15 protein-coding genes are annotated in these 20,665 nt (G+C 70.9%); 11 read left to right on the top strand and 4 right to left on the bottom strand.

Annotated elements, in window-relative coordinates; translation table 11 throughout:
* Positions 1-25: 25 nt before the first annotated feature.
* Both ACIBK9_RS50545 and ACIBK9_RS50540 read left to right on the top strand, forming a co-directional pair.
* The gene (locus ACIBK9_RS50545) at positions 26-1,606 is read left to right on the top strand and encodes a hypothetical protein (RefSeq protein WP_358298186.1); all 1,581 of its coding nucleotides are present in this window, start codon (positions 26-28) and stop codon (positions 1,604-1,606) included.
* Positions 1,603-3,501 (top strand): hypothetical protein, encoded by a 1,899-nt coding sequence (locus ACIBK9_RS50540; RefSeq protein WP_397166491.1) that lies wholly within the window; start codon positions 1,603-1,605, stop codon positions 3,499-3,501. Before ACIBK9_RS50545 ends, ACIBK9_RS50540 begins: the two co-directional genes overlap by 4 nt.
* On the opposite strand, the gene ACIBK9_RS50535 is transcribed toward ACIBK9_RS50540, so the two are convergent.
* The gene (locus tag ACIBK9_RS50535) at positions 3,471-4,157 is read right to left on the bottom strand and encodes a TetR/AcrR family transcriptional regulator (RefSeq protein ID WP_397166489.1); all 687 of its coding nucleotides are present in this window, start codon (positions 4,155-4,157) and stop codon (positions 3,471-3,473) included. The two genes, ACIBK9_RS50540 and ACIBK9_RS50535, sit on opposite strands and share 31 nt — an antisense overlap.
* A gap of 66 nt (positions 4,158-4,223) precedes the next feature.
* On the opposite strand from ACIBK9_RS50535, the gene ACIBK9_RS50530 reads away from it, so the two are divergent.
* The 6 genes from ACIBK9_RS50530 to ACIBK9_RS50505 are packed head-to-tail and all read left to right on the top strand — an operon-like array spanning position 4,224 to position 10,733.
* Positions 4,224-5,081, top strand: coding sequence for an alpha/beta hydrolase (locus tag ACIBK9_RS50530; protein ID WP_397166488.1), 858 nt, complete (start codon positions 4,224-4,226; stop codon positions 5,079-5,081).
* Between the two features lie 10 nt (positions 5,082-5,091).
* On the top strand, positions 5,092-6,345 hold the full coding sequence (locus ACIBK9_RS50525; protein ID WP_397166486.1) for an ABC transporter substrate-binding protein: 1,254 nt from the start codon (positions 5,092-5,094) through the stop codon (positions 6,343-6,345).
* A 2-nt stretch (positions 6,346-6,347) separates the two neighbouring features.
* Positions 6,348-7,265, top strand: coding sequence for a sugar ABC transporter permease (locus ACIBK9_RS50520; RefSeq protein WP_358298176.1), 918 nt, complete (start codon positions 6,348-6,350; stop codon positions 7,263-7,265).
* Positions 7,262-8,062, top strand: coding sequence for a carbohydrate ABC transporter permease (locus tag ACIBK9_RS50515; protein ID WP_397166485.1), 801 nt, complete (start codon positions 7,262-7,264; stop codon positions 8,060-8,062). Before ACIBK9_RS50520 ends, ACIBK9_RS50515 begins: the two co-directional genes overlap by 4 nt.
* Positions 8,059-9,381 (top strand): M28 family metallopeptidase, encoded by a 1,323-nt coding sequence (locus ACIBK9_RS50510; protein ID WP_397166483.1) that lies wholly within the window; start codon positions 8,059-8,061, stop codon positions 9,379-9,381. The genes ACIBK9_RS50515 and ACIBK9_RS50510 overlap by 4 nt, the downstream gene beginning before the upstream one ends.
* The gene (locus ACIBK9_RS50505) at positions 9,366-10,733 is read left to right on the top strand and encodes a carboxylesterase/lipase family protein (protein WP_397166481.1); all 1,368 of its coding nucleotides are present in this window, start codon (positions 9,366-9,368) and stop codon (positions 10,731-10,733) included. Before ACIBK9_RS50510 ends, ACIBK9_RS50505 begins: the two co-directional genes overlap by 16 nt.
* Before the next feature lie 3 nt (positions 10,734-10,736).
* Here ACIBK9_RS50505 and ACIBK9_RS50500 read toward each other — a convergent pair whose 3' ends face one another.
* Positions 10,737-11,582, bottom strand: a complete 846-nt coding sequence (locus ACIBK9_RS50500) for an NAD(P)H-binding protein (protein WP_397166479.1) — start codon at positions 11,580-11,582, stop codon at positions 10,737-10,739.
* 103 nt (positions 11,583-11,685) lie between these two features.
* Between ACIBK9_RS50500 and ACIBK9_RS50495 the strand changes: the two genes are divergently transcribed.
* A complete protein-coding gene (locus ACIBK9_RS50495) occupies positions 11,686-12,693 on the top strand; it encodes a helix-turn-helix transcriptional regulator (RefSeq protein WP_397166477.1) in 1,008 nt (335 codons plus the stop codon).
* Positions 12,694-12,822: 129 nt separating this feature from the next.
* Complete coding sequence (locus tag ACIBK9_RS50490) at positions 12,823-13,653, top strand: hypothetical protein (RefSeq protein WP_397166475.1); 831 nt, start codon at positions 12,823-12,825, stop codon at positions 13,651-13,653.
* Between the two features lie 56 nt (positions 13,654-13,709).
* Here ACIBK9_RS50490 and ACIBK9_RS50485 read toward each other — a convergent pair whose 3' ends face one another.
* The gene (locus ACIBK9_RS50485) at positions 13,710-14,180 is read right to left on the bottom strand and encodes a pyridoxamine 5'-phosphate oxidase family protein (RefSeq protein WP_397166473.1); all 471 of its coding nucleotides are present in this window, start codon (positions 14,178-14,180) and stop codon (positions 13,710-13,712) included.
* Between the two features lie 959 nt (positions 14,181-15,139).
* Between ACIBK9_RS50485 and ACIBK9_RS50480 the strand changes: the two genes are divergently transcribed.
* Entirely contained in the window at positions 15,140-17,665 is a 2,526-nt protein-coding gene (locus ACIBK9_RS50480) for a DUF262 domain-containing protein (RefSeq protein ID WP_397166472.1), read from the top strand.
* A 44-nt stretch (positions 17,666-17,709) separates the two neighbouring features.
* Here the strand turns inward: ACIBK9_RS50480 and ACIBK9_RS50475 are convergent, their stop codons facing one another.
* The gene (locus ACIBK9_RS50475) at positions 17,710-20,661 is read right to left on the bottom strand and encodes a pPIWI_RE module domain-containing protein (RefSeq protein WP_397166470.1); all 2,952 of its coding nucleotides are present in this window, start codon (positions 20,659-20,661) and stop codon (positions 17,710-17,712) included.
* Between the last annotated feature and the right edge of the window lie 4 nt (positions 20,662-20,665).

Here is a 20,665-nt window from a genome sequence, read left to right as displayed (position 1 = left end):
ACGATTCGATGGAAGGACCCCCCACGTGAGACGACTCGCTCTCCTCGCCCTTCTCCTCCCGCTGGTCGCGCCCGCGCAACCGGCCCTGGCCCAGGCGTCCGCCACGGTCTGCCCGGTCAGGGTGGACCCGGCCGCGTTCGCCTCCGAGGCCCGGCTGAGCGCCCTGGCCACCCGGCAGGGAACGTTCGGGCCCAGGCCGACCGGCTCGGCCGCGCACGCCGGCTACGTCGACTGGCTGGAGGAGGAGATGGCGGCCATCCCCGGCCTCCAGCTCTCCTCCCTGCCCTACGCCATCGACCGCTGGGACAACCTCGGCACCGGGCTGACCGTCGGCGGCACGTCCGTGCAGGTCGCGGCGCCCGTGCCGTTCTCCTCCTCCACCGGCGCGGGCGGCGTCTCGGCGCCGCTCGTGCACCTGGCCGCGGGGACGAACATCACCGCCGCCAACGCCGCCGGGAAGATCGTCGTCCGGGACCTGCCCTGGACCAGCGTGCCCAACCTGCTGTTCTATCCGCCCACCCTCGGCTACTCCATGTACGACCCGGGCATGACGATCAACCTGCTCGGCTCGGAGTCGATGGAGGCCCCGGCCGCGGCCGACGCCGACCTCAAGGCGGCCGCCGCCGCGGGCGCGCTGGGCGTGATCGAGGTCAGCCAGCTCCCGCACGCCCAGATCAAGGACATGTACGCCCCCTACGAGGGCCTGCCGTACGGCGTGCCCGGCGCGTACGTCGGCGCCGACCAGGGCAAGCAGATCAAGGACGCGCTGGCCGCCGGGCAGCCGGTCCAGGCGTCGCTGACGGTGAACGCCGCCTGGACGCCGACGACGACCCGCACCCTGCTCGCCACGCTGCCCGGCGGGAGCGCCCAGAAGATCGTCGTGGAGAGCCACACCGACGGCATGAGCCCGGTGTGGGACAACGGCCCGCTCACCATGATCGAGATGGCCCGTTACCTGTCGACGCTGCCGGTGGAGTGCCGTCCGCGGACCGTGCAGTTCGCGTTCGTGACCGGCCACCTCTACCAGCACCTGACCGGTCCCGACGTCCGCGAGGGCGGCGCCGGTCAGCTCGCCGCCCAGCTCGACGCCGAGTACGACCAGGGCAAGGTCTCCTCCGTCGTCGTGCTCGAACACCTCGGCGCCAAGCGCTACGACGCGGTCGCCAGGCCGAACGGCCTGCCGGGCAAGCAGCTCGTCGCCAGCCCCACCCTCACCGAGCTGCTGTGGGTCCCCGTCAGCGAGAGCACGCCGCTGCGCGAGCTGGTCAAGGGCCACATCGAGTACTGGGACGTGCGGCGCACCGCGATCCTCAAGGGCCTGTCGGCGGCCGACCTGGCCACCGTGCCGCACCACTGCAGCTTCGGCGGCGAGGGCACGCCGTACAACCAGCACCTGCTGCCCGTCATCGCGCCCATCGCCGCGCCCAAGACGCTGTTCTCGCCGCAGTTCGGCGCCGAGGCGATCGACCTGCCGGTGATGCGCAAGGCGTCGCTCGCCTTCACCGACGTCGTGCTCGACCTCGGCCCGATGGCCCAGTCGGCCGTCGCGGGCGACGTGACGACCATGCGCCAGCAGCGGGCCTCCGGCACGCCGGGGTGTGCGTGAGCATAGACCGAAGGGCACTCGTGCGCCGGCACAACGTCGCCGACGCCGGGTGCCCGCTCACCGTCGGCAACGGCGAGTTCGCCTTCACCGCCGACGCCACCGGGCTCCAGACGTTCGCGCCGCTCGGCACGCAGGCGCAGTGGGGCTGGCACACGATGCCCAACCCCAAGGGCCACGTGCTGGAGGACGCGCTCACCGACTACGACGGCGTCGGCTACCCCGACCTGTATCCGGCCACCGAGGCGGGCGGCTGGCTGCACGTCAACCCGCACCGCCTGCACCTCGGCCGGATCGGCCTCGACGCCGGCGAGGACGCCCCGCTCGGCCGGTCGGCGCAGACCCTCGACCTGTGGACCGGCACGCTGTCCAGCTCCTTCGAGCTGGACGGCCGGCCGCACGAGGTGGAGACGGTCTGTCATCCCGAGCGCGACCTGCTGGCCGTCCGCGTCACCGGCGGCACGGGCGTCAGGATCGCCTTCCCCTACGCCAGCGACGGCTGGCACACCACTGCCGACTGGGACAGCCCCGACCGGCACACCACCACGTGCGCGCGGCGCGGCTCGCGCTGCGACTTCACCCGCGTCCTGGACCAGGACGGCTACCACGTGGCCGCCGAGTGGACGGGAGCGGCGCGGTTCACCTCGCCCGCCCCCCACGTGTACCTGATCCAGGGCGAGGAGCTGGAGCTCGTCGTCGAGTTCGCCCGGCATCCCGTCGGCGCCGGCCTGCCGTCCTTCTCCCAGGTCCGTACGGCCGCCGCCGCCCACTGGGAGCGGTTCTGGACGCGCGGCGGCGCGGTCAGCTTCGAGGGCAGCGCCGACCCGCGGGCGCCCGAGCTCGAACGCCGGGTCGTGCTCTCGCAGTACCTCACCGCGGTCAACTGCGCGGGCACCACCCCGCCGCAGGAGACTGGGCTGGCGGTCAACTCCTGGAGCGGCAAGTTCCACCTGGAGATGCACTGGTGGCACGCCGCCCACTTCGCCCTGTGGGGCCGGCCGGAGCTGCTGGAGCGGAGCCTGCCGTGGTACCGCTCGATCCTGCCGCGGGCCAGGGCCACGGCCGCGCGGCAGGGGTTCCGCGGCGCCCGCTGGCCCAAGCAGGTGGGGCCGGAGGGCAGGGAGAGCCCGAGCGAGATCGGCGCCTTCATCGTCTGGCAGCAGCCGCACCTGATCTCCTTCGCCGAGCTGCTCCGCCGGATCCGTCCGGGGGCGCTGGAGGAGTACCGGGACCTGGTGTTCGAGACGGCCGAGTTCATGGCCTCCTTCGCGGCCGGCGGGCACCTGGGGCCGCCGGTGGTGCCGGCGCAGGAGTCCTACCACGAGTCCAGGAGGACGGTGCGCGATCCCGCGTTCGAGCTGGCCTACTGGTGGTGGGGGCTGGCGACGGCCCAGCGGTGGCGGGGCCTGCTCGGCCTCGATCCCGACCCGGAGTGGGCGCGGGTGCTGGACGGCCTGGCCCGGCCGCTGGTGCGCGACGGCGTGTACGCGGCCATCGGCGTGGAGCCGTACACGGTCAGGACCGACCATCCCTCGATGACCGGCGCGCTCGGGTTCGTGCCGCCCACCCCGCTGATCGACCCCGAGACCATGCGGGCCACCCTGCACGACGTGCTCGCCGACTGGGACTGGGACAGCGCCTGGGGCTGGGACTTCCCGATGCTCGCCATGTGCGCGGCCCGGCTCGGCGAGCCCGGCACCGCCGTGGACGCGCTGCTGATGGACGCCCCGAAGAACACGTACCTGCCCAGCGGCCACAACCACCAGTGGCCCGGCCTGCTGCCCCTCTACCTGCCGGGCAACGGCGGCCTGCTGGCCGCCGTCGCCCACATGGCGGCGTCGGGCTGCTTCCCCGAGGGCTGGCGGGTTCAGGCGGAAGGGGTGGTCCCGATGCCGTGATCGGGGCCGGCGAGCAGGGCGACCGCGTAGTGGTAGAGGTCGCCCGCCGACGACGTCAGCCTGGCGGCGCGGCCCGCGCGCACCTCCGAGGCGATGAACTCGGTGGTGCCGTAGACGATCAGCCGGGGGATCGCGGCGCGCAGCGGCGGCAGCGAGGGGTCCTCCAGCCTGGCCCGCGCGGCCAGCGCCGCCAGCATGTCCAGAAAGGGCCGGTAGGCGGTGTCACGCTGCTCGACGGCCCGCTCGCCCGCCCTCGGCAACTCCACGAAGTACGCCTGCGCGTACTCCGGGCGCTCCTGCCACCACCGCAGGTAGGCGGCCAGGCCCAGCCGCAGCGCCGTGCGCCAGCGGTCGCCCGCCTCCGACGCGGCCGTCCGGATCGAGGCGATCATCTCGGGCAGGTCGCGCTCGCAGCCGGCGAGGAAGCACGCCTCCTTGTCGGCGAACTGGGCGTAGAAGGCGTTGCGCGAGACCCGCGCGGCGGCGATCACGTCGGGCACGCTCGTGGCGGCGTAGCCGCGCCTGGCGACCAGCCGCAGCATGGCCTCCACGAGGCGGTCGCGCTGCGACTCGCGCACCGTGTCGGGGGAGAGCCCGTGCCGGCCCCGGGGAAGCGGCCGAACCGCCGGAACTTCCTTCTGTTCATCTCTTGACATCGCTCACCGATCGTACTTCCCTCTCTTAGGAGACGTTCACGTCTCCAAATATCCCACGAGGTGACCATGGAGAACATCACTCGTCGGCAGGCGTTGCGGGCAGGGGCGCTCGGCCTCGTGTCGGCCGGATTCCTGTCGTGGACCACCGCGGCCGACGCCGCCTCCACCATCGAGACCATCTACAAGGCGACGGGTCCGTGGCCGGTCGCCACCGGCACCTCGGGCGGCCACCGGCTCTACTACCCCTCCAACCTCGGCGCGGGCGGCGTCACCCACCCGATCGTCACGTGGGGCAACGGCTCGTGGGCCACCCCCGACAACTATCCGGGGCTGCTCAACCACCTGGCCTCCTGGGGCTTCGCGGTGGTCGCCTCCACCGACACCACCACGGGCACCGGCGCCGAGATCCTCGCCGCCGCCCAGCACCTCGTGGGCCTGGACGCCGACCCCGCCAGCGTCTTCCACGGCAAGCTGAACACCGCCCAGGTCGGCGCCGTCGGCCACTCCCAGGGCGCGGGCGGGGTCGTCAACGCGGCCAACCACTCCGCCGGGCTGATCAAGACCGTCGTGCCGATCGCCGTGCCCGCGCAGTGGATGGCCAGCCCCGGGGACGAGTTCTCGGTGGCCGCCCTGACCTGCCCGGTGCTCTTCCTCAGCGGCGCCGACGACTGGCTGATCTCCTCGGCCGCGACCGTGCAGGGCTACTACGACCAGGCCACCGCCGGAGCGGGCCGGGCGCTGCTCAAGGGCGCGGGACACAACGACATCCAGAACACCGGCGGGGCCTTCCTCGGCTACGTGACCGCCTGGCTGAGGTACCGGCTCCAGGCCGACGCCCAGGCCCGCGGGGCGTTCGCCGGCGGCGCCCCCGAGCTCCCCACCAACACCGCCTGGCAGAACCAGGCGCTCAAGAACCTCACCTAGGAGAACCACCATGGCGGATCTGACGCGGCGCGGGCTCCTCGCCGCCGGCGCGCTCACCCTGCTCGCCGGATGCGGCAAGGACCAGCCCCGGCAGCAGGCCGCGGCCGCCGGGCCGCACGGCGAGGTCACCGTCTGGCTGCACGGCTCGCAGGACACCGGACAGCAGTTCCAGGAGCTCGTGCACCGCTACATCGCCGAGTTCAAGGTGGACGTCAAGCTGCTCTACCTGCCCGTGGGCCAGCTCGACGCCAAACTGCTGACCGCCTTCAGCGGCGGCGCCCCGCCCGACGTCTTCAAGATCGGCCACTGGAGCTTCCCCGCCCACGCCAAGAAGCAGCGGCTCGCCCCCGTCGACACCAAGGCCCTGCCCCTGGCGAACTACGAGCCGGGCACGACCGCCCCGCTCACCTACCAGGACGTGCCCTACGGCGTGCCCATCGACTTCAACCCCTGCCTGCTCTACTACCGCAAGGACCGGTTCGAGCAGGCCGGGCTCGACCCCGACAAGCCCCCGGCGACCTGGGAGGAGGTCGCCGAGTACAGCGCCAAGCTGACCTCGTCCGACCGGGCGCGGGTCGGCCTGCAGTGGCTCTACGGCGATCCGCAGTGGGCCCTCATGACGCTGACCGCCCTCGTCCGCGGCAAGGGCGGCGAGCTCGTCGCGGCGGGCGGCGGCAAGGCGTCGCTGGCCACCGAGCAGGGCATCGCCGCCCTGACGTACATGTCGGGCATCGGCAACCCCAAGCTCTCCAACCCGCTGGGCGCGCTCGGCCTGTTCTACTCCGGCCAGGCGGCCATGGTCGTCAGCGGCGCCTTCCTCGGCCCCGCGCTGGAGAAGCTGGGCAAGGACAAGCTCACCTTCGGCAAGCAGTACGGCGTCGCCCCCATGCCCACCTGGGACGGCGGGCCGTCCGTCGTCCCCGCCTACACGTGGGGCTGGGGCGTGGCCAAGGACTCGCCCAACCAGTTCACCGCCTGGCACCTGGTCAACTACCTCCAGGGCGCCCCGTCGGTGGCCGCCAACCTCGACAACGGCATCATCATCCCGACCAAGGGCTGGCGCGAGGCCGGGCCGCGCGGCAAGTCCGAGATCATGGAGATCGTCGCCGACAGCCTGCCGCACGTCGACTTCGGCCCGATCATCCCCGGCGCGCTCGAACTGGCCAAGGCCGCGTCCGGCGCCGTGGACTCCGTCGCCCACGGCAAGGCCACCCCGGCCCAGGCCGCGGCGACCTTCGACGCCACCGTGCGACCGGTCCTGTGAGCGTGCTCGGCGGAGTCGGAGCCCGTCCGCACGGTCCGGTGAGCGTGCTCGGCAGGGTCAGGGCCCGGCCCCAGGCCACGGCGGGCGTGGCGCTGACCCTGCCGGTGGCCGTCTTCTTCGTGGTGTTCTGGCTGGTCCCGTTCCTGTCGGCGATCTATCTCAGCTTCACCGACTACGAGATGGCCGGGACGCCCAACTGGATCGGCCTGGCCAACTACGAGCGCATGTTCGCCGATCCCGGCTTCCTCAACTCGGCGTGGATCACCGTCGTCTACACGGTGTGCACGGTCGTCCCGACGATCGTGCTGGCCCTGCTGGTGGCCGTGCCGCTGAGCAGGCCGGGGCGGCTCAACCGCTGGCTCAGGGCGCTCGTCATGATCCCGGCCGTGATGCCGCTCGCCGCCACGTCCATGGTCTGGGTGATCATCTACTCCGACCGCGGCCTGGCCAACACCCTCCTCGGCCTGGCCGGGATCCCGCCGCAGTCCTGGCTGACCAGCTCCGGCCTGGCCATCTGGGCCCTGGTCGTGATGGTGGTCTGGAAGAGCATGGGGCTGTTCGTGATCATCCTGACCGCCGGGCTGCAGGCGCTGCCCGGCGAGGTGTACGAGGCCGCCGCCATCGACGGCTCCGGGCCGGTCACCACGTTCACCCGCATCACGCTCCCGCTGCTGCGCAGGACGCTGCTGTTCGTCCTGGTCATCTCGGTCGCCGGATCGATGCAGGCGTTCGTGCCCGCCTTCCTGCTCACCGGCGGCGGGCCCGCCGACGCCACCCAGGTGCTGCCGTACTACATCTGGGCCAACGCCTTCCCCTACGAGCACATGGGCTACGCCGCCGCCATGGGCATGGTGCTGCTCGTCGCCATGGTGATCGTCTCGGCGCTGCAGTTCGCGTTCCTGAAGGGCGGCGACGAATGAAGGTGCTGCGCGCCGTCTGGCTGATCGTCGCGGTCGGGTTCATGCTGCTGCCGGTCTACGCCATGGTCGTCGTCGCCTCGGCGCCGGACGACACCGACCTGCGCGGGCTGGTCTTCAACGGCTTCCACCTGCCCGAGAACATCGGCGTGCTGTTCGGCGCGGGCAACCTGCCCACGTACCTGCGCAACAGCCTGATCCTGTGCGTCGGCACCGGCGTCCTGGACGTGCTCTTCTCGGCCGCCGCCGGGCACGCGATGGCCCACCTGTCCTTCCCCGGCCGCCGCGTCCTGTTCGCGCTGGTGGTCGGCACGCTCGCGCTCACCCCGATGGTCATGGTCATCCCGGTCTTCCTCATCGTGAAGGAGCTCGGCTGGGTCAACACGTTCCAGGGCATGATGGTGCCGGGCATGATCAGCGCGTTCGGCGTCTTCCTGGTGCGCCAGTTCGCCCTCGGCATCCCGAAGGAGCTGCTGCTGGCCGCGCGGGTCGACGGCGCGGGGGAGTTCCGCATCTTCGCGCGCATCGCCGTGCCGCTGCTGCGGCCCGCGCTCATCACCCTGTTCCTCGTGCACTTCCTGGCGCAGTGGGACAACCTGCTGTGGCCGCTGATCGTGGCCAACGAGCAGGAGCTGTGGCCGCTGCCGGTGGGGCTGGCCAACTTCCAGAGCGAGGTCGGCGTCACCTACCACCTGACCACCACCGCGGCGCTGGTCACCGCCGTGCCGCCGTTCATTCTCATGGTCGCGCTGCAGCGCTACTACGTGGCGGGGCTCACCTTCGGAGGCGTGAAACGATGATCCCGGACCTGATCCCCGGCGCCGCCCGGATGATGGAGTGGATCGAGACCGTCACCGCGCGCGGCGTCCGGCGGCCCGGCTACCCGGCCGACGACTGGACCGCCGCATGGGCCGCCGAGCGCCTCGCCGAGTTCGGGCTGCGCGACGTACGGCTCGCGCCGGTCGAGCTGCCCGTCTGGCGGCCGGTGACGGCGTCCCTGGTGGTGCGCCTGGACGCCGACCCGTCGAGGGTCGTGCGGGTGGCGGCGTCCGCGCTGCCGTACACCACGCCGAAGGCGACCGTGACCGCGCCGGTCAGCCGCGAGGTCGTGCCGGGCGCGATCGTCGTGCCCGAGTACGCCTTCACCGAGCTGCCGCAGTCCTACGTCAGGGACCTGGCGACGGCCGTGCACGACCCCGAGGGCGTCTTCGACGACCTGGTCCAGACGCTGCCGTTCCAGCTCGACCACCTCGACGTGCTCCACGGCGTGATCGACGGCGGCGCCGCCGCGTTCGCGGGCGCGCTGACCGGCGTGCCGTGGGAGACCCGCGACTACTACGTGCCCTACGACGCCGTGCACCGCGACCTGCCGGCCGTCTGGTTGTCGGGCGGCGACTCGCGGCGGGTGCTCGACCTGGTCGACGCGGGCCCCTGCACGGGCACGCTCACCGTCGAGTCGGAGACCGGCCCGGCCGTCTCGCACAACGTGATCGGCACGCTGCCCGGCCGCTCCGACCAGTGGGTGATCATCGGCTCGCACCACGACGCGCCCTGGGCCTCGGCCGTCGAGGACGCCTCGGGGATCGCGCTGGTGCTGGCCGCCGCCCGGTACTGGGCGGCCGTGCCCGAGCGGGACCGGCCGCACAACCTGCTCTTCCTGCTGACCGCGGGGCACATGGCGCACGCAGCCGGCACCCGGGCCTTCATCGAAGAGCACCGCGGCCTGCTCGGCGACGTCGTGCTCCAGCTCCACCTGGAGCACGCCGCCCGCCGGTGCGTGGCCGTGGACGGCGAGCTGGTCCCCACCGGCGACCCCGAACCCGGCTGGTGGTTCACCACCCGGAAGCCGGAGCTGGAGAGCCTGGTGGCGGCGGCCCTCGTCGCGGAGGACCTGAGACGCTCGTTCGTGCTGCCGCCGGACGCCTTCTCCCCGATGCCGCCCACCGACGGGGCCTTCTTCCACCCTGAAGGGGTGCCGCTGGTGCACTTCCTGTCGGCCCCCATGTACCTGTTCGACTCGGCCGACACCCTCGACAAGGTGTACGAGGACGGCCTCGAACCGCTCACCCGGGCGGCCGTCAGAATCGTCGAAGGGACGGCCGGATGGCGTCGCGCGTGATCGTCCGTACCACGTCCGGGCTGGTCGAGGGCAGGGCCGAGGAGGGCGGGCTGGCCTTCCTCGGCGTGCCGTACGCCGCCCCGCCCTTCGGCGAGCACCGCTTCGGCGCGCCCGTCCCGCCGCCGCCGTGGGACGGCGTGCGGCCCGCCGTCACGCGCGGCCCCGCCGCCCCGCAGGCGGCCGGCGCGGACATCGGCCTGTACGCGCCCGACGTCTTCGAGACCGGCGAGGACTGCCTCAACCTCGACGTGCGCACCCCCGGCGCCGGCGAGACGGGGCTGCCCGTCCTGGTCTGGATCCACGGCGGCGCGTTCTCCATCGGCGGCAACGGGGCGGCCTGGCACCAGGGCCACCGCTTCGCCCGCGACGGCGTGGTGTGCGTGGCCGTCAACTACCGGCTCGGCTTCGAGGGCTTCCTCGCCCTGGACGACGCCCCGCTCAACCGGGGCGTGCTCGACTGGCTGGCCGCGCTGGAGTGGGTGCGCGACAACGTCGCGGCCTTCGGCGGCGACCCCGGCAACGTGACGGTCGCCGGGCAGTCGGCGGGCGCCGCGGCCGTCGCGACCCTGCTCACCATGCCGCGCGCCGAAGGGCTGTTCCGGCGCGCGATCGTGATGAGCGGCTCGGCCACCCTGGTCGCCGGCGAGCAGGAGGCCCGCGACCACGCCAGGGCGCTCGCCGCCCGCCTCGGGATCGCCCCGACCAGGTCGTCCTTCGCCGCGCTGCCCCCCGAGGCGCTCGTCGCGGCACAGCCGCCGCCGCTGACCGGCGGCTCCGGCGGGCTGAACGACTCGGTGCCGGTCAAGCCGGTCGTCGACGGCGACCTGATCCCGGCCGTCCCGCTGGACGCCCTGCGCGCGGGCGCGGGCGGGCGCCTTCCGCTGCTGGTCGGCTGCACGTCCCAGGAGGCAGACGTGTTCGTCAGGGGCATGGCCGCCGGGCTCGACGAGGCCGCCGCGCGGGCGGCGCTCGACCACCTCGGCGTCCAGGTGGACGAACCCGGCCTCACCCCGGCCGAGCGGGTCGGACGCGCCGTCACCCGGCACCTGTTCACCCGCGAGACGTGCTGGATCCGCGAGGCCAGGCCCGCCTACGGCTACGAGTTCCGCTGGGAGTCGCCGGTCGAGAGCCCGGCCGGCGGCGGACGCGTGGGCGCGGTGCACAACCTCGACCTGCCCTTCGTCTTCGACGTGCTGGACGCGCCCGGCGTCGCCCGCACGGCGGGACCGGGCGCGCCGCAGGCGCTGGCCGACGCGATGCACGCCGCCTGGGTGCGCTTCGCCCGCACCGGCGACCCCGGCTGGCCGCTCGGCCACACCATGATCTTCGACGATCCCGCACCGCCGGCGTGAGGGTCAGCCGGCCGTGAAGTCCGCGCGGTGGTCGGCGACCCACTCGGCGAGCGTGCGGCCCGGCCGTCCGGTCACCGCGGTCACCGGACGCGGGACGTCGGGCACGGTGAGGGTGTCGTGCCAGTAGTCGAGCAGCATCTTCAGCACGGCCTCGGGAACGAACCGCCCGGTCTCCGCGCGGAACTCCGCCGGCGTGATCTCCACCAGCGGGATCTCCACGCCCAGGGTCTCGCCGATGATCGCCACCTGCTCGGCGCGGGTCAGGGCCTGCGGGCCGGTGAGCGGGATCGCCGCTTCGAGGTGATCGTCGGAGAGCAGGGTCTCGGCGGCGGCCTCGGCGATGTCGTACTCGTGGATCGGGGCCTGCGCCGACGCGAGGTAGGGCGCCCGGATCGGTGCGCCGGAGCGGATCTGCCAGGCCCAGGAGAGCAGGTTGCCGGCGAACGTGCCGGGACGCAGGATCGTCCAGGCGCCGGCGCGGGAGGTCACGGCGGACTCGACCGCCGTGTGGTGGAGCTGGCTCGCCGAGCCGTGGTCGCGCCGGAACTCCTTCGCGGCGGCGAGGGAGGACAACACGGTGAAGCGGTGGACGCCGCGGGCGGTGGCCGCGGCGACGAACGCCTCCACACCCTCGGCGGGGAAGACGAAGGCGCGATCGACGCCGGCGAACACCTCCGGCCCGAGCGTGGCGGCGTCGGCCAGGTCGCCGGCCACGACCTCGACCCCGGCCGGCAGGCCCGCGTCATCGGGCTTGCGGCTCAGCGCGCGCACGGCGGCGCCGCGGGCGAGCAGGGTCGTGACGAGGTGACGGCCGACGGCGCCGGTCGCGCCGGTGACAAGGATGCTCAAGATGACTCACCTCAGGGGAAGCGGTGCCGGTCCATCCGGCCCGAACTCCAACCTAGGGAGCTTTTAGGTCATTTCCTGTCCACTTCTACTAGGCTCGGCGGGTATGCCGGACCAGACCACGACCGGGCGGGCGCTGCGCCTGCTGGAGCTGCTGCAGGCCCGCCGGTCCTGGAGCGGCGGCGAGCTCGCCGGCCGCCTCGGCGTCGACGGCCGCACCCTCCGGCGGGACGTCGAGCGGCTGCGGCGCCTCGGCTACCACGTCGAGGCGCGCCGCGGCCCCGACGGCGGCTACCGGCTGTCCACGGGCAGCGACCTGCCGCCCCTGGTGTTCACCCCGGACGAGGCGCTCGCCGTGGCCGCCGCCCTCGCCTCGTCGGCCGCCGGCGGCGCGGCCGGCGGCGGCGAGGTGGCGCTCACCGCCCTGGCCAAGATGGAGCAGGTGATGCCGCCGGCGGTGCGCCGGCGGGTGCGGGCGCTGCGCTCCTCGGTCGCCTTCGGCAGCACGCCGAACGCCGTGGCCGGCGCCTATCCGGCGCCGCTGAACGCCGGCGTGCTGGCGGTCCTGGCGCTGGCGTGCCGGGACGCCGAGCGGGTGCGGCTGCGCGTGATGAGCACCGAGGGCGCCGACACCGGACGGGAGTCCCCGTGCCACGTCGAGCCCGCCGCCCTGGTGCCCCGGCAGACCCGGTGGTTCCTCGTCTGCCGCGACCTCGACCGCGGCTGGCGGGTGCTGCGCGTCGACCGGATCACGGCGGCGTCGGCGACGGGCGTGCGCTTCGAGCCCGAAGAGGTCCCCGGGGGCGACCCGGTCGCGTTCGTCACCAGCCGGCTCGGCGCTCCGCCTCGCCGGCACACGGCGACGATCCTCATCCACGCCCCGATCGAGCAGGTGCAGGCGTACATGGGCGGCTTCGCCACGGACTTCGCCTCGACGACCACCGCCACCGGCCAGGCGGCGACACACTGGCGGATCGCGGACGTACGCCTTGAGGTGCTCGCCGGCGGCCTGCTCTGGCTGCGATGGCCCTTCGAGGTGGTCGACTCTCCCGAGCTCGCCGCCCTGCTCCGGGACCGGTCCGCGGCCTTCGCCCACGCTGCGGACCCGCGCTGAGGTCCGTCGCCCACGACGCGGCGGCCTGACGCCCGGCTCGGGCGTCCGTCGTGACGGCGTTGAGATCTTCCTGCGCGATCATCTTCCACGCCCTCCGTTCCGGACGGCAGGCGACCGAGCGGGGAGCGTATGAGCAAGGGGCGATGGACGATCGGGGCGGCTCTCGTGCTGACGGCCTCGGCCTCGATCTCGATCTTCGGCCCGCGGGCCGAAGCGGTCACCCGTCCCGGGCCGGTCGAGGCGCTGAAACGGCAGCTCCTGGGGCATGACGGGGTTCGGGAGACTTCGGTGTACCGGAGCGTCTGGGGGCCGAGGAAGGATCGTTCGACCAGCCGATCGCGGGCCGTCCACGAGTTCGGTGGCGGGCGGGTCGCGGCCACGGACGTCAGCTATCCCAAGTCCTCGTTCCTCGGCGCCTCCCGGGCCATCTTCTTCCCTGACCGCGCCTATGGCTGGGAGTCCGACCGGCCTGACTACCTGCCCGCGGGGAAGACGTGGCTCCTGCAGACCGGGAAGAACGACCTCCACCTGGGCTGCGGGAAGATCAGGCTGAGCGATCCCGCCACCCTCCGGCACGTGCTGGCCACCACCACGGCCAAGAGGCCCGCCGGCGTCTACGACGGCACCCGCACCACCCTCTACGAGGGCAGCACCACCATCGGCGCACTGTTCAAGCTGAACCCGCGCCTGTGGGTGGCCGGCCTGGAGAAGCCCACAGGACGGTACGCGAGCTACGCCAGGTTGCCCGTGAAGTGGCGGCTGTGGCTCGGCGCCGACCAGCTCGTCCGCAGGTGCCAGACGCGCTTTGACGAGCCCGACTCCCTCTGGAACGACAAGGACCGCCAAGTCACGACCGCCGACGTGCGGTTCTCCGGCTGGGGCGACCCGATCGACATCAAACCGCCGCCCGCCGAACTCGTGGCGACCCACGACGAACTGGTCTTCCCCGACGAGAACTGACCGGTGAGCGGGCGATCCCGTCGGCCGGGCCCCACCCGCGGCCTTTCGCGGCCGGGTCATTCCGGCGGCGTCCAGATGCGGCTGCGGAGATCGGTGCCACGGATCACCTGGACGCGCCAGGGTTCGAGGCGGAGGACGTGCAGCGCGGGGTCGGCGGGCGACCGCCAGAAGGCCCCGAGGTCGTAACCGGCCCCGCGCGGGCTGGTCGCCCGGTAGAGGTCCCAGACGCGGCGCTTGGTCGCCAGGTCGTCGACCCAGGTGGCCGTGGCGTCGATGGCGACCGAGCTGTTGCCGGGCTTCCAGTAGGAGAAGGAGGTGTGCGGATTGCCCGCCAGGTGGGCCGCCTTGACCGGCGTCCGGTAGGTGGCCAGCCAGCCGCGCGGCCGGCCGTCCACGTTCTCCCAGACGGGGATGAGGATGCGGGTGCGGGGACGGTTCTTGGCGTCGACGGTGACCATCGTGGCGTACCGGATGGCACCGATATAGGTGTTGAACTCGCTCTCGATCTCGGCGAACGACGTGGTCATCGACGGCACTCCCTACGACTTGGGTGACCAGGGCATCTTGCGCCGCCGCGAAGACCCTGCGGAAGACGGCACTTCAAAGGCACCGAGTAACCGCCCGGGAACCACTCCTGACCAGGCAAACAGCGAGATCTGCGAGGGTGCCGCGATCGGCCGCAGACGCCCGGTGGGCTTTGCGGCCACACCCGGTTGAGGTTCAGTGCCTTTGGCAATGATTCCGGACACCGACTGCAGAGTCCCGTGCGCGATCGCGCCGCCGGTGATCGGCTCCCTTGTTCATGGAAGCGCAGGGTGGAAGGTTCATGTCGCAGGGGGCGTAGATGCGTTCGTGCGTGGACCACCCGAGGACGACGAGGCGGCATGGCCACGTCGGCGCAGGCATGCATGCGCCGGCGCAACCGGCCGCACAGATCAACGCCACCTGGGAAAGCCCGAGGCGGGCGAGTCGCCAAGCCGTTGCCTGCGGTGAAGCCCAAGGCTGTCACTTGTCGTGGCCTGGTTTTGATTTGTACGGCTGCAGCCAGGGCTCTATGCCTGTTGTGTAGTCCTATGCTGCCGTTTGTCGCGCTGTATCCAGTCCATGGGGGGAACCGCACTGCCTTTATCTGGTGCCGTTATGTGAAGTATGCGGGTATCTCTTGGGAGTAATGCCGCCGCAGCGCTTCATGTGCCGCGATGCCGGCGAATGAAAATGAGCAGTCACTGAGTAGCCTGCGACCACCCCGCACGAGACCACGAGAGGGTGCTGCGCTGCCTGACCAGCTACGACACTGTCCGGTGGGCAACCTGTGAGTGGAAGCGGACGCTGATCGTGCGTATCTCTGCCGATGTCAGTTGCAGGACGTGCTGCAGTGTCGCGTGGCCGTGTATCACGAAAATGCGGACCTTGCGGCTGTACAGCAGTGCGTCGTAAGTTGTGTGTCTTTGAACGCACCGATTGCTCGGGCTACGAACGGGACGACATGAAGGCGAACGAAACCACCCTTCGCAACCTCATTCAGGGCGACCAGCAATTACTGGTCCCCCTCTACCAGCGTCAATACACCTGGGAACGTCCGCAGCTCACCCAGCTGTGGTCCGACATCATCGCCCAGGTCGACGTACTGGCCGAGCAACGGCAAGACGCGCCCAGCCACTTCCTGGGATCGGTGGTGCTCGCTCCGGGGCCGGAGCTGGCACCAAGCCGATCCCAATGGATCATCGTGGATGGACAACAACGTCTCACCACTTTGATGCTGGCACTCTGCGCGATTCGGGACCATCTGGTCGCCGAGGAGCCCAGAGCTCTGGAACGCATCAATGAGCTGCACCTGATCAACAAATTCCAACAGGGAGAGCTGCGCTACCGGCTCCTGCCCACTCAGGCAGACCGAACGGCCTTCAAGGCTTGCGTGGACGGCGCGCTGGAGGGCAAGTCCGACAGCCTGATCGGCAATGCCTACCAGTTCTTCCGCGGGGTCCTGAAGGAGTTCGACGATCCAGCCGACCCGCACGACATCGCACGCGTCGAGTCGGTGCTGCTGGACCGGCTCAACCTCGTGCAGATCCTGGTGGAGAAGGACGACAACGCCTTCCGCATCTTCGAGTCGATCAACAACACCGGTATGCGGCTCAGCCAGGTGGACCTGATCCGGAACTACGTCTTCATGTGCCTGCCCACCCGAGGTCAGCACGTCTACGACGAGTACTGGAAGCCCATCCAGGATCTGCTGGACGCCAAGGCCATGGAACAGCTGATGTACCTGGTGCTGGTATTGAAGGAAGGCGACGAAGCTCAGTACAACGCCGTCTACCGGGGGCACCAGCAGCTTCTCCTGACGCTCGCCGGGGACGAACACCGCATCGAGGAGTACGCCCGCGACCTGTACCGGCGTGCCAGGCATCTCAAGCAGATCCTCCTTCCCGCGGACGACCTGCCGTTCGCCGGTCGGCTGCGCTTCCTTAAGGAGTGGCAGGCTTCCACGGTCTACCCGCTGGTCATGCGCCTGCTGGAGTTGCGGGAAGACGACCTCATCGGCGATGAGGAGGTGGACGAATCGCTGGCATATGTCGAGAGTTTCCTGGTCCGCCGCCTGATCGCTGGAGTCACCTCAAGCAACCTCAACCGCATCTTCCAGCGGCTCGCCGTGCAGCTGGTGGCCGAGGAGGAGGTGCCCCAAATGATTCGGGTCGCGCTTTCGCCCGCCAGGCTGTACTGGCCGTCGGATGAGCAGTTGAGGGAAGAGGTCCGCAGCCGCGCCTTCTACTGGCAGGGACGCACGATCCAGCAGAAGCTCGTCCTACGGCGCATCGAGGAGTCGCTGGGCAGCAAGGAACGAGTGGACCTCGCCGACAAGCGCATCACCATCGAGCACGTCCTGCCGCAGTCCATGACCGCCGATTGGCTGAGCGAACTCTCGACCGGGGGAGGCGACGCCGATCTGCTGCATCGCCAGCTCGTACATACTCTGGGCAACCTCACGCTCAGCGGCTACAACTCCGAATTGAGCAACAACTCTTTCGCCACCAAACGCAAACAGCTGGGTCAGAGCGGACTGGTGATGAACCAGGAAATCGCCGCCTGTGAACACTGGGGGAAGGCCGAGATCCTGGCCCGCGCCGATCGCCTCGCGGACCGGGCGATCGCCATCTGGCCGGGGCCGGAGGAGTCCGGCCGGGGCAGCGCCGCCTCCCGCGACTGGACACAACTGCACAGTGCTCTGGCCGCTCTGCCGACGGCCACCTGGATCTCCTACTCAGACCTCGCCGAACTGCTCGGCTCGCATCCGGTGCCCGTCGGGGTACATCTGGCGAGTGTCCCGGTGTTCAACGCGCACCGGGTCCTCACCAAGTCGGGACAGGTGTCCGACGGTTTCCGCTGGGTCGATCCCGACGACGATCGAGACGTGCACGAGGTGCTGCGCGCGGAGGGACTTGTCTTCGACGAAGCCGGACGCGCCTCCGCGGACCAGCACATCAGCGTACGTGACATCGCCGAGCTGCTCGGTCTGCCCATCACCGCGGACCTGGCCGAGACCGAGGCAGCCGATGATGAGTCCCCTTCGCCGCAAGGACTGACGGCGCTGGAACAGCGTTTTCTCCGTCAGCTCAACGATCAGAGCGGGCCGCAGGCGGCCGGCGCAGTCCAGCGGCTGCTTGAGCATTGGCGCGCACGGGGCGGCGAGCTTCACTACGGTACGTCCGCCAACGCCTCCTGCGCGCCGATCATCAAGGTCGGCGCACAGTCCCTGTACGCCATCCGCTTCTACGCCAACACCGCCGAGATTCCCTTCGGACTGCTGCGCAACCGCAAGCCGTTCAACGACCCGGCACTGCGGGAGGAGCTTCGGCAGCGGCTCAATGACGCACCCGGCGTGGACATTCCGGTCGCCAAGCTGGAGCTGTATCCCTCCATCAAGAACAGTCAGCTGGCAAGCGTCGCGGTGTTTGACGTGATCGTCGCGGTGCTCGACTGGTTCAGGGCCGCGGTGACCACATCGGAGGCGTAGACGGCGAGACCGTTTCCGTGGGTCGTCTCGCGAACGTCATGGCCTCACACGTCAGGGGATGACGCTGGCTGGTCCTCCTCTGGATCCGGTTCCGTGAAAAGTCCTGCCGCCATGGCCGGGTCCGCGGTGCCGTCACCGACGGGGATCACGCCGGCATCGGATGGTTGCAGATCCTCGACGGCGCAGGCCTCGTCCTCGACCTCCTCCGCGAGCGTCGGCAGGACGTATTCCTGGCCGAGCCCCGCCAGATGCAACGGCAGGGGCAGAGCGAGGGCCTGCGGATAGTCCGGCGGCTGACGCAGCTGATGCACGGCGAGGGCCAGCGATTCCGGATCGTCACCGTCGTCCTGGTGACAGCCAAGAACGGCGATCTCCACCAGCCCGGGATTCCAACCAGGAATGTTGGTGTCGATCCTGGCGCTGCCCTGATCCTCGCCGGTGCGGCGTGGGGCCAGTTTGTCAGCCTCAATGGCCGAGGTTCTGAATTGTGCTGGCTTGGGGGTGGTGCTGTAGAAGATGCGGCTCTCGCCGTCGCACGGCGGCACCCACAGGTGGGAGGGCAGGCCGTTCGCCTCGTCCTTCGGGTTGACACCCCACCACTGAGGGGTTTCTCGGCCCTGCACGGTTCGCACGCGGACGAGCCGCAGGTTCGGGTGCAGTCGCCGAGCCGGCGCGTGGCCATCGCGGATGCGGTCCGGTTCCACGTGACCGTCCTGAAGCCATGTCCAGTGCGAGCGCGCGTTCTGCCCGTGGGTGAGGAGCAGTGTAGGAGCGCCGCGCAGGGAGCGAAGCATCTTCTGCAGCCACTCCTCCGTGTCGCGCCGCTGATTGTCCATGGCGCGGCGGTAGCTACCCTTCTCTCCGTTCTCGGTGCCGGGCACGGTGATCTCGGCGAGTCGCGTCAGCTTCAGCAGCAAGGCGGGGTACGGGATCCACGCATTCGCCTCGGGGTCCCATCCCTGGACGCGGGCGATGCCGCTGCCCGATTGTTGCGGAGTCACGAGCACAGCGATCGGGACGTACGCCGCCCACCGATTTCGTGCCGTGCGATTCTTCCTGACGAGCCAGATCGCGGCGTACCGCAGGCCGACGGGCAGTTTCTCGCCAAGGCCATGCTCAGGGTGCACACGGATGCCGAGCTGGCGCAGGCCGTCGTCCCAGGCCATGGAAACGCGGTGATCGAGGGTCTTCACCGAGTCGTATCGCCCGGCCTTCTTGGGTACCGTCACGAACTGGGTGACCGCGCCGGCGTCCGCGAAGCCGAGCCTGAGCGCGAACTTGGGGTCGTGGTCACCGGTCTCGAAGTCGGCCCTGCGGTCGAGCTCCACCAGCGCCAGCGTGGGAGCCGCGCCTGTGATGTCGTCGGCCATCCAGGAGCGGGCGCTGGTCCGCCGGTCACGGACGGCCGCGCCGATCGCCGACGAGGTACGAGGCTTGCCCTTCGGCGGGAGGGCGAGCCCTTCGCCGAGGCCGGCCGTGAGCTTGACGCAGCGCAGCCGCACGGTGAGCTCGGCGGACTGCCACTCAAGCGTCACCGGGTCGCCCGGGGATGCGGCCTCGTACTGAGCCTCGGTGAAGACGCCGCCCTCGCCTTTCAGCCCGAGGTGTTCGACGAGCGCCTTGACCGCTGCCTCGCGTAGCTCACGGGTCTGCCAGAGAAGCCGTGCCTCCAGTGTGGGAAGCGTTCCCGGATCGGTCTCCGGGGTCAGCAAGGACATCGCGAAGGCTGCGCATACCCGCCGTTCCCCTGCCCTGCGGGCGTCCTCTTCGGGCTTGTTGTCCTTCTTCACGCCGGTGGGAGGAGCGTTGAGGGGCCTGGCGGACCTCACTCGTCGGGTGCGGACCATTGCGGACGTCGCCCGCACCTCGGGGGGTAGGGCCTGCTCAGCCCACTCGGTGAGCTCAGAGCGCTGATGCGACATGAGGCCCGCCTTGACCTGGTGGCCGCCCATGGCCGTGCTGTACACGATGCCCGCGCGCAGCCCCTGGTCCAGCCATTCCTCTGGACGGGAGAGGATGTCGTCCGCACGGGGGAAGGGCTCGGCCAGCGAGATCCCGCGCAGGATGCCGGTCGGTCCGCCGTTCACCCAGCCGGTGACCCACTCTCCCTGCTCCCTGTCCCAGCGTCGTTCCACTTTGGCCAGCGCGTAGCGCTCACTGAGCGGAGCGCCAGGCAGGTATGGCACCCGCGGCCGCAGCAGCACAGTCGTCTTGCGCCGGTACGGCAGGTGGACCCTGCCGGTCGCCGAGCTGACCCGCGTCGCCCATCGGCGGATGCCGAAGTGCAGGTGGAATCGCGGGAGAGGGTCGAAGGGAACGGTGTGCAGGGTGATGTTGAGAACGACCGAATACCACCAGTTACGCGTTCCGGACAGTGCCGGAAGAGGTTGAGAGACCAGTTCGGCGCCCTTGTCGCGAGGACCGCGGGGCACGGCGCGGAAATGGAGCCGGCCGGCGCCGTGCTCGTAGGGGCCGAGGGCCAGGACGCGTCTTGCCAGCCAGTCGGTGCTGAGCGGAAATTGGTGCGCGAGGGGCGCGGCGGTGCTGCCGGCCGGGGTCGTGGGGCAGCGGAGCAGCTCGGCTTCTACCCGTTCCCAGCGGGGCGGGGACGCCGCCAGTTCGGCGCGCACATCCTTGAGGAAGGCACGGTGTCCCGGCTCCGGCCGTAGGTCTCCCAGCCAGCGGTCCAGCAGCGCGCGGAAGACAGGGTCGGGCAGTGGGGTCATCACCTCCTCGGGCACGTACAGCCAGTGCTCGGACGGACGGGGCAGCACCAGGAGGTCGGGAGCGAAGGCCTGGAGCACCTGCTCGAAGCGGTGAGTGGGCACCGTGTGGTAGAGCTCGGCGCCTTCGGGACGGCCTAGGTTGCACAGCGCGAGGATCGCGTCACGCCAGTTCTCAGGGAAGCGCAGCGCGCGGTAGCGGCCGATCACGCCGTTGTCCGGCGAGACGGGTTGCCAGGAAGAGGTGCGGATGGAGTCGTAATTGACGGGCACGGTG

It is taken from the genome of Nonomuraea sp. NPDC050227 (assembly GCF_044459705.1).
In the GTDB taxonomy this organism is placed as follows: domain Bacteria; phylum Actinomycetota; class Actinomycetes; order Streptosporangiales; family Streptosporangiaceae; genus Nonomuraea.
The sequence above is the reverse complement of the archived record's forward strand: the minus strand, read 5'-3'. Positions and strand labels throughout refer to the sequence as shown.

What these genes read in the sequence shown, in the direction of transcription:
- ACIBK9_RS50535 (WP_397166489.1), bottom strand. Translation starts at nt 4,157, where the DNA reads ATGTCAAGAGATGAACAGAAGGAAGTTCCGGCGGTTCGGCCGCTTCCC.
- ACIBK9_RS50530 (WP_397166488.1), top strand. Translation starts at nt 4,224, where the DNA reads ATGGAGAACATCACTCGTCGGCAGGCGTTGCGGGCAGGGGCGCTCGGC.
- ACIBK9_RS50525 (WP_397166486.1), top strand. Translation starts at nt 5,092, where the DNA reads ATGGCGGATCTGACGCGGCGCGGGCTCCTCGCCGCCGGCGCGCTCACC.
- ACIBK9_RS50515 (WP_397166485.1), top strand. Translation starts at nt 7,262, where the DNA reads ATGAAGGTGCTGCGCGCCGTCTGGCTGATCGTCGCGGTCGGGTTCATG.
- ACIBK9_RS50510 (WP_397166483.1), top strand. Translation starts at nt 8,059, where the DNA reads ATGATCCCGGACCTGATCCCCGGCGCCGCCCGGATGATGGAGTGGATC.
- ACIBK9_RS50505 (WP_397166481.1), top strand. Translation starts at nt 9,366, where the DNA reads ATGGCGTCGCGCGTGATCGTCCGTACCACGTCCGGGCTGGTCGAGGGC.
- ACIBK9_RS50495 (WP_397166477.1), top strand. Translation starts at nt 11,686, where the DNA reads ATGCCGGACCAGACCACGACCGGGCGGGCGCTGCGCCTGCTGGAGCTG.
- ACIBK9_RS50490 (WP_397166475.1), top strand. Translation starts at nt 12,823, where the DNA reads ATGAGCAAGGGGCGATGGACGATCGGGGCGGCTCTCGTGCTGACGGCC.
- ACIBK9_RS50485 (WP_397166473.1), bottom strand. Translation starts at nt 14,180, where the DNA reads ATGACCACGTCGTTCGCCGAGATCGAGAGCGAGTTCAACACCTATATC.
- ACIBK9_RS50480 (WP_397166472.1), top strand. Translation starts at nt 15,140, where the DNA reads ATGAAGGCGAACGAAACCACCCTTCGCAACCTCATTCAGGGCGACCAG.